The sequence below is a fragment of the Mycobacterium sp. 050272 genome (assembly GCF_039023525.1).
Taxonomy (GTDB): domain Bacteria; phylum Actinomycetota; class Actinomycetes; order Mycobacteriales; family Mycobacteriaceae; genus Mycobacterium.
The window spans coordinates 1-7738 of record NZ_JBCHKV010000048.1; the positions used below are offsets into that span (position 1 = coordinate 1).

A 7738-nucleotide genomic window follows, 5' to 3' on the forward strand; every position below is an offset into this window, starting at 1 on the left:
GGTTTGGCGATTTCTCATCCTGCCGCCGAAGGACCCGTCCTCCTCACATCCCGACCATGTCGGCGTCTACAACGTCATGACCCGCAACAGCTAGCCGACAAGGGCTCGCCCGCGGTGGTGTGTGGCAGCGCGGGCAACCTCGGGCAAGCCCTGGCTTGGTCTGGTCGCGCCAGGGGTCTCGAGGTCACGGTCGTGGCATCCCGGTTTGCACCTGCGGTCAAGCTCGATCGCATCCGCGCACTGGGCGCGAGATTGGAGTTAGTGGACGGCGATAACGAGATGGCCCGTGCCCGGGCGGCAGCCATCGCGCGGCATGACGGCATCGGGCTGCTCGATGACAGCTTGGACATCGAAACCTGTGAAGGCGCGGCGACCATTGGCCTGGAACTGGTGGAGGCCGTGTCGCCGTTCGACGCTGTGCTGATCGCTCTCGGGGGAGGAGCGCTGGCTACCGGTATCGGGCATGTGATGAAGGCCCTCGCGCCCGACGTCGAGGTGATCTGTGTTCAGCCGGCCGGCGCACCGGCGATGACACGCTCATGGCGTCAGCGGCACGTTGTCACTACCGACTCGACTGACACCATCGCAGACGCTGTCGCCGGCCGGTGTCCAATTCCGGAGGTCCTCAACGACCTCCTCCTGGTCGGCGACGACGCCGTCTTGGTCCAGGAAGCATCGATCATCGCCGCTATGCGGGTACTTCTGGAGGACGCTGGCCTCGTCGTCGAACCGGCGGCCGCGCTGGGCATCGCCGCCATCCTCGAAGACCGCGACCGCTTCGCGGGCCGACATGTGGTGACCATCGTCTGCGGCAGCAACGTCGACATGGACGCCTACTGCCGCTGGGTCGATGCGGCTGCCATCCACAGGCCTTGACATCTGTCCCCCGGTGGGGGAGCGGCACGTGCCGGTCCGGCTGCCCCCGATGTCGATCCTCGTCTTCGCCGCTGCCGGCCAGTGATGAGTCGATTCTCGTGCCGTCACTGCCTGCTGCAGGATTGGCGACTCGGCCACTCTTACGAGAGAACGTAGCAGGCGGCCGAATTATCGGCATAACTCGCGATGTGAAAGATAGTGGCGCACAACATGATAGCGAACATAGCGCAGTTTAGTTGACATAAGATAGCTTATCTAACACGAGAGTTCTTGGCGTCCTCGGTGTTTGGCATCTCAGACTCGCGTTCGATTAAGGATAGGAGGCCGTAGAGCGGGTTGAGTTCGGCGGCGGAGCGGGTGTCGGCGCCGGCGCCATCGACGTAGCGCTGTGAGGTGATCATCGATTCGTGGCCAAGCAGCTTCATTAGCGCGTAGACGCTCACATTTGCATTGGCGAGTTCGGTGGCGAAGGTGTGGCGCAGCCCGTGCACCAGAGCACCCGATGATCGTTCGCTGTTGATGCCGGCTTTCTTGAAGGCCCGCAGGATTCGGTATTGCAGCGTCCCGCGTGTGATCCGTTCACCGTTGGCCCCGAGAAAGAGCGGAGCCTTCACAGAGAATCTGGCGAATACGTCCGCGCTCGGTGAGCGCTTGCGTTCCTGTGGAAAGCGGGAGGCGCGGCTGTTGAGATACTGCTCCAAAACGTCGAGAAGCTCTCTGCTGAAAGGTATTCGGCGGTCCTTGTTGCCTTTGCCGTGGACATGCAGGACGCCGCCGCCGTCGTCGGTACGGCGGATGTCGCCAATATCTGCGCAAATGAGTTCCTCAGCCCGTAGGCCGGCCAAGAGGGAGGTGAAGACGATGGCGCGGTCGCGTTCGGGCCAGTCGTTGCGTCGCGCGGATCCCTGCTCGGCATCGATCGCGGCGACCAGGTCGGTGACAGTTTCGGTGCGATAGCTCTTCGGAAGGGACTTGGGCACTTTCGGCCGTCCGATGAGCGGCATGGGGTTGGCGTCGAGGAGTTCCGCTGTGAACAGGAAGGTGCACAAGGTGTTCCACGTGGACCAGCAGCGTCGTATCGAGGCGGGAGAGTGGGTTTCGGCGTAAACAGCGAACGCCGCACGTAGAGTCGCCTTGTTTATCTCGGTCGCTTTGAGCTGCAGCACATCTTCGGCCGAGCCGGCCACGAGCGTGGCGATCGCTTCGAAGTCTTGACGATAGGCCTTCGCGGTGTGCGGTGACGGCTTCCGGATCGCGCTATCAGCCAGGAAGTCGTTGAACCATCCCGGGTAAGCGATAGGGGATCCGTTCGGTTGCGGCGTCGTTCCAGGCACCCTCTCAGCATGGCAGCGTTTCGTGGATATCAGTGGTTATCCATGAAAAAGTACGCCGTTTTCATCAGATGAATCATCAGATGAGACTGAGCAGGAGGCCGATTTGCCCCTCGACAAGAGTGGTCGCGTACACGTCGTCGGGTCGGTTCCCCTGCTGCATCCGGAGGCGCAGACCGTCGACGAGATGCTCGAGGGCTGGCGCAACCAGCAAATGTGCCGCAACCTGGACCATGACGCGATCGCGGGACGAGTCCGCCTGGTCCATCGTTTCGTCGAGCACACCAACGAGTACCCGTGGATGTGGACGCCGGCTCTGGTCGAGGAGTTCTTCAGCGACCTACGGTCGGTCAAGGGACGCAGACAGTCGACTGTGCGTGGCTATCAAAATGCGTTGCGATTGTTCTGTTCTTATGTCAGCGATCCCGATTACGGTCGGGATCGGGTGTGCGAACAGCGGTTCGGCACGCATCCCGCTCAGGTGTTTTTCGACTAGAACACCGCGGTCCACGTGCAGGACAACGAGCAATCCCCGACGAAGCGAGCGTTCACCAAACGAGAGCTGCAAGATTTCTTCGACCATGCCGATGACCAGGTCGCGCTGATCGCGGCCTCAGCGCGTAAAGGCTGGCTGCCGGCCTACCGGGATGCTGCGATGTTCAAGGTCGCCTACTCCTACGGGCTGCGGTTCAACGAACTGCGCCATCTTCAAACCGTGGATTTCTCCCGCAACGCCCACGCCCGGGAGTTCGGCCGCTACGGCGTTGTCCAGGTCCGTTACGGCAAAGCAAAGAAGGGATCCCCACACAAGCGGCGCGGTGTCCTGACGGTCTTCACATGGACTCCCGAGGTGATCGGGCACTGGCTTGCCCACGGCCAGCGGTGTATGACCGATGGGATTGACCTATTCCCCAGCGAGCGAGGCACGTTGGTCGCTGAGAATACGCTGCTGCGTCGGTTCCGTCGGTATTGTCGGGATCTGGAGTTGGCAGATGGATTGGATCTGCACTCGTTGCGCCGCTCGTATGCCACCCACTTGATCGAAGACGGCTGGGATGCCAAGTTCGTCCAGGACCAAATGGGTCACGACCATGCCAGCACGACGTCCCTGTATACCTGTGTATCCAGCGACTACCGGGTTAGCACGTTGCGCCGGGTGTTGGATACCACCATCCAGGAGGCGCTTTCGTTAGGCGAGGAGACCTCATGAAACGGCGAGTCGACTACACCTGGAGATTGGCCGAGCTGATGGCCGCTCGCGGGATGCACAACAGTACCGACCTCATTCCCCTTCTTGCCGAACGGGGCATCCAACTGTCACGACCACAGGTGTATCGCGTGGTTCATCAACGCCCCGAACGGGTTTCACTGCAGATGATCGCCGCACTGTGCGATATCTTGGGCTGCGGCGTGGGAGGACCTCGTTACCGTGACCGCGGCCGACGTTCGCCGGCGCACAGCGTCCGCCAGCTCGCCGACAGTGCCGAGGCCCAACGTGGTCGAGCTCAATAAAGCGGTGCGTCCTCGCCGAGCAAGGGTGATCAGCGATGACGATTAGCCCTAACCGGCGCTCAACCAAACCGGGGCGCCCGCTAGTTACCGATGGGCAGTTCCGCTGCAGCCGGTGTCGGCGGATGGCTAACCAGTGCCGAGCGTCCTGGCCCGGAGAGCAACTGTGCTACAGCTGTTTCTACACTGCGATGCGCACACGCGGGGTCTGCCCGAGATGCGGTCACAACGGTGTGCTGCCCGGCCGAGCCGACAATGTCGACCACCGACCGATCTGTTTGGCGTGTGCAGGAATTCCCGGAGACTTCATCTGTCGACGCTGCGGGGGTGAAGGCGATTTTTACCGCCGCCGAACCTGTTCCCGGTGCGCCCTTCGCGAGGATCTGACCGCGTTGATAATCGACGGCGCCCACGATCCAGAGGCTATGGTGCCGATCGTCGACGCATTGTGCCGCGTCGACCGTCCCGCCAGCATCCTGAGCTGGAAGCGTTCGCCTAGAGTCGAGGAACTGCTGATGGGGCTGGCCTCCGGGCAGATCGCGTTGACCCATCAGGGCCTCGACGAAGCCGGCGCGGACAAAGCGACCAACCATCTACGGAGCCTGCTCGAACACGCCGGCATCTTGGTTGCGCGTGATGAACCGCTGGCCCGCTTCGAGCGTTGGCTCTCTGAGAAACTCGAGGCAGTGACCGAGCCATCGGTGCGCGGCGCGGTGGAACGATTCGCCGCATGGCATCACCTGCGTCAGCTACGCAAGGCGTCGGTTCCCGGACAAAGCTCTACTGCGGCCGCGCGATACGCCAAACAAGAGATCACCGAGGCGATCAAGTTCCTTACCTGGCTGCACAACACACATTGCCGCACCCTGGCCACCTGCCGGCAACAGGACGTCGATGAATGGCTCGCATCGGGTCCCACCACGAGACTCAAGGTCCGAAACCTGCTCGCCTGGGCCAAGAAAACCCGGCTGAACAACTCCGTGCAGATCACCCACCGACAGCCTCCCCCCAGCCGCGCGCTCACCGAAGAGCAGCGTCTGGCATGGCTTCGAGAACTTCTTCACGGAGATTCCGAATCACTGGCTTACCGTGTCGCCGGAATCCTTCTGCTGCTGTTCGCCCAGCCCCTGACCAAGATCGCGGCTCTCCCGACATCGGCAATCGCGTCCACGGAAAACGAAGTCCGGATCTCGCTGGGCCAAGAACCGATCCCCGTACCCCGGCCCTTCGCAGACATGCTGGCCAACCATATGCGACGCCGGCCGAATCTCGGAGCGGCAGGCGGGGTGGCGGACAGCCCGTGGCTGTTTCCGAGTGTGCGACCCGGTCGGCATCTCGGCCCGCAGATGATCATGGAACGGCTCGCACGACTTGGCATCGATCTGCTTGGCGCACGCAATACCGCCTTGCAGAGCCTCGTGGTGGCAGCGCCACCGCCGTTGGTTGCCGAACTACTCGGCTACAGCTACAACACCGCACAGCTCCATGCCGAGATCGCAGCCCAACCGTGGGCCCGCTACGTGACCAAAACAGCCGCTAAACACGCTACCGCCGAAATGGCCGAGGACGCGTCCACCGGCTGTACTCATTTGGCTGCGGGGGGAGTGTGACGGCCGCTCCTCAAGGCGCTGATCGAAACCCTGGCCACGACAGCACCGCGTCGTGATAGTGCAGTGGTGGATATAGCCGGGGTCATGCTCCTGAGCTTCGTTGCTGGCTTGGGGGTGGCGGTCCTCACCGCTCCGGTGGGCGTATCCGGCGCCGTGTTCTTGCTGCCCATTCAACTCACCGTTCTGCACGTTCCCAGCCCCGCGGTCACACCGACAAATCTCTTGTTCAACATCGTGGCGATCCCCGGAGCGCTCGCCCGCTACCGCGCCCAGGCACCGTTAAACAGTCCACTGACCACGGTGCTGCTCATCGGCACGCTGCCCGGAGTCGTGATCGGTGCGGTGATCCGGGTACTCCTGATCCCCGGATCACAAGCCTTCCGTATCTTGGTGGCCGCATTCCTTCTGCCACTGGGGATCTGGCTTTGCCTCCCGAGCAAGCAAGGGACCGCCTCGCCACCGGCAACACCACCACAGCGCTACTCCACGGTAGCGCTCGCCACCGCCGTCGGCGTGATCGGCGGGATCTACGGCATCGGTGGCGGATCACTGCTCAGCCCCATCCTGGTAGGCCGCGGGCTGCCGATCGCCATCGTGGCACCCGCCACCCTGGTCTCAACCTTCGTCACCTCGGCGGCCGGCGCGATCACCTACGTCGTTCTGGCCCTCGCCACCGCAGGACAGCACATCACACCCAACTGGACCATCGGACTCGTCGCCGGCGCCGGCGGACTCATCGGCGGCTACCTGGGCGCACGCCTGCAACCACGCCTACCCGAACGAATCCTCAAAGTGGGCCTCGGCATATCAGCCATCGCAACCGCAACTCTCTACGTGATCCAAGCGGTCCAATAACCCACAGACGAGGAAGCCGCGGAGCGCGAGCACCAGAGCCCTCAAGACGCCCTGCCAGGGTAGTTTTCTGGGTGCTTCCACACCCGCGACGACAAGCCATGGCAAATAACGGCTTCCGTGCCGCGCTGTCGTCTCAGAGCGGCTCTGGTTCAACGCCAATCGCTCGCAAAAGGCAAGCAAGCCGCGCCGAGAAGACCCGACTCAGCCCGAGCAGGACAGTCGAATACGACGCAATCGAATATGGAGAGTTACCGGTATTTGGGGCGTGTCGGCTGGGCGGGGGAGTGTCCGAGCGATCTGGGCCAAGGCCGCGACTCCTCGGCCCTGCGCATCACCACCAGGTCGTCCAGGGCTACCCCGCCCGAGCCGAGCGAGGATCAGAAGCATCTCATTGCTACTCCGACGATCACCCTTCGACCTAGAACTGAAGGGACACTAACAGCGACAACACTTTTCAGCGTTCAGCGACGGCCGCCGCATCGGCTGGATCCGTGGCTATTGCCGAGGTCCACGAGCGGCGGTCGAGTCAAAACGCTAGGCAGCCGCCCTGCCCGATCAGAAATCGTATGCAGGGTCAGCGTCGAGAATTCTCGCGAACATCGCTGCCAGCCCTGAGAGGTCGGATTCGGCTCGCGCGGCGTGGCATGCGCTGTGCAACTCGGTCAGGTCGGTCTTCTGCCAGTCGAGGCCGGCGCCGCGTTCTGAGAGGAGCAGGTCAAAGAACTCGCGGGTGGAGCGGCCGTTGCCCTCGCGAAAGGGATGGGCAAAGTTCGCGTAGTCGTACAGGTAGGCGACGGTGCGGGCGAGCTCAGCCTTGGGAACATCCCTGAGCCGGTCGAGCCGGTGGACCTCAGCGGCGACATGAGTCATCGGCTGGTTGATGCTGCCCGGGGGACAGAATGACTCTCCGCCCTTCTCGATGCCGACTGTCCGCAGATCACCCGCCCAGACGTACAGGTCTTGAAAGAGCTGACGGTGGATCGCGCGCAGGTGCGGCAAATCATATGTACGGTCACCCAGAATTTCGGGGGCCTCGCGAAGTTCGATAACCCGTGCCTCGACGAGATCGTTCTCCGCGTCCCGCAGCGCCTCCGTTGTCTGGGCACCGACACGATTCCTCAGAACGTTCGTGCCAGGAATGAAATAGCCCCGCCAATTCTGTTCGAGATCGCCGGTATCCCAGGGATGCGGCACTCCAGGCTCGGTTACGTCAGGTTGTACCGGCGCCGAACGCGATCGCGCAGCTCAGCGGCGGTGATGGTTCCACGGGCGTAGGCAACCTGGTCGGCGCGCGTGGCGTTGGTGCTGCGGGAACCTTCAAGTTCGGTGCTACGGCGGATCGCCCGCACGGCCTTCACCCGGCGCTTGGCCTTCTGCAGCTCGGTCACTCGGAACACCACCTTCCATGGAGTCCCTCCAGGATAGTCGACGCGGCTGACATCGGATGGAAGCGCGGGCACGCGTGTCGGCGTTCACGTAATTCCCGCTCCCGGCGTTCACGTAATTCCGCAGGTGGTGGGTCCTGGTGAATGTTCTACCCGACCTCCTTGCGCTGTG

Annotated in this window: 6 protein-coding genes and 2 pseudogenes; 5 read left to right on the forward strand and 3 right to left on the reverse strand. The window is 62.8% G+C overall.

Translation table 11 applies throughout. From position 1 onward, the window contains the following. Positions 1–117: 117 nt before the first annotated feature. The gene (locus AAHS21_RS31815; RefSeq protein WP_342931250.1) at positions 118–876 is read left to right on the forward strand and encodes a pyridoxal-phosphate dependent enzyme; all 759 of its coding nucleotides are present in this window, start codon (positions 118–120) and stop codon (positions 874–876) included. Between the two features lie 251 nt (positions 877–1127). Here the strand turns inward: AAHS21_RS31815 and AAHS21_RS31820 are convergent, their stop codons facing one another. Further along, complete coding sequence (locus AAHS21_RS31820) at positions 1128–2210, reverse strand: tyrosine-type recombinase/integrase (protein ID WP_330981520.1); 1083 nt, start codon at positions 2208–2210, stop codon at positions 1128–1130. 103 nt (positions 2211–2313) lie between these two features. Here AAHS21_RS31820 and AAHS21_RS31825 point away from each other — a divergent pair. The 4 genes and pseudogenes from AAHS21_RS31825 to AAHS21_RS31840 all read left to right on the forward strand — a co-directional run bounded on the left by AAHS21_RS31825 (position 2314) and on the right by AAHS21_RS31840 (position 6181). Then, a pseudogene (locus tag AAHS21_RS31825) lies at positions 2314–3417 on the forward strand (site-specific integrase). Continuing rightward, a pseudogene (locus AAHS21_RS31830) lies at positions 3414–3765 on the forward strand (helix-turn-helix transcriptional regulator). Before AAHS21_RS31825 ends, AAHS21_RS31830 begins: the two co-directional pseudogenes overlap by 4 nt. Before the next feature lie 376 nt (positions 3766–4141). After that, positions 4142–5326: a recombinase XerD gene (locus AAHS21_RS31835; protein WP_330981519.1), complete on the forward strand. Its 1185-nt coding sequence runs from the start codon at positions 4142–4144 to the stop codon at positions 5324–5326. Positions 5327–5392: 66 nt separating this feature from the next. Beyond that, complete coding sequence (locus AAHS21_RS31840; protein ID WP_342931249.1) at positions 5393–6181, forward strand: sulfite exporter TauE/SafE family protein; 789 nt, start codon at positions 5393–5395, stop codon at positions 6179–6181. A 555-nt stretch (positions 6182–6736) separates the two neighbouring features. Here the strand turns inward: AAHS21_RS31840 and AAHS21_RS31845 are convergent. Both AAHS21_RS31845 and AAHS21_RS31850 read right to left on the reverse strand, forming a co-directional pair. After that, the gene (locus AAHS21_RS31845) at positions 6737–7375 is read right to left on the reverse strand and encodes a Fic/DOC family protein (protein ID WP_330981517.1); all 639 of its coding nucleotides are present in this window, start codon (positions 7373–7375) and stop codon (positions 6737–6739) included. Between the two features lie 11 nt (positions 7376–7386). Further along, the gene (locus tag AAHS21_RS31850) at positions 7387–7581 is read right to left on the reverse strand and encodes a hypothetical protein (RefSeq protein ID WP_241666302.1); all 195 of its coding nucleotides are present in this window, start codon (positions 7579–7581) and stop codon (positions 7387–7389) included. Positions 7582–7738: the final 157 nt, after the last annotated feature.

Excerpts from the sequence above, each read along its gene's own strand:
- AAHS21_RS31835 (WP_330981519.1), top strand. The coding sequence starts at position 4,142 with ATGGTGCCGATCGTCGACGCATTGTGCCGCGTCGACCGTCCCGCCAGC.